At 37.9% G+C, this 282-nt stretch carries 1 pseudogene; it reads right to left on the reverse strand.

The window, feature by feature from the left end:
• Positions 1 to 112: 112 nt before the first annotated feature.
• Positions 113 to 280 (reverse strand): annotated as a pseudogene (locus tag H3S88_RS13195) (heavy metal-associated domain-containing protein); the annotation flags it as partial.
• Positions 281 to 282 lie beyond the last annotated feature (2 nt).

The following is a 282-nucleotide window of genomic DNA, read 5'->3' on the forward strand; positions in this document are numbered from 1 at the left end:
CTCAACTCGACTAACGCATGATGCGCAGCTCATATCCTCAACAAAAAAATTGTATTCAACTGTTTTCATTTGATGCATCCCTTAACTGTCTTTGTTGATCGTTAATTTTAACTGCATGATAACCTGCTTTGTCTACTGCCGACATTAATGTTTCTAATTCAACATTGGCATTAGTGTTAACGGTTGCTTTTTTTGTGGCAAGATTAACACTGACGTCAATCACACCATCAATCTTCTTTAGTGCTTTCTCAACTCGACTAACGCATGATGCGCAGCTCATAT

Origin of the sequence: Gilliamella sp. B14448G11, assembly GCF_016101765.1 — a bacterium.
Lineage (GTDB): Bacteria > Pseudomonadota > Gammaproteobacteria > Enterobacterales > Orbaceae > Gilliamella > Gilliamella apicola_N.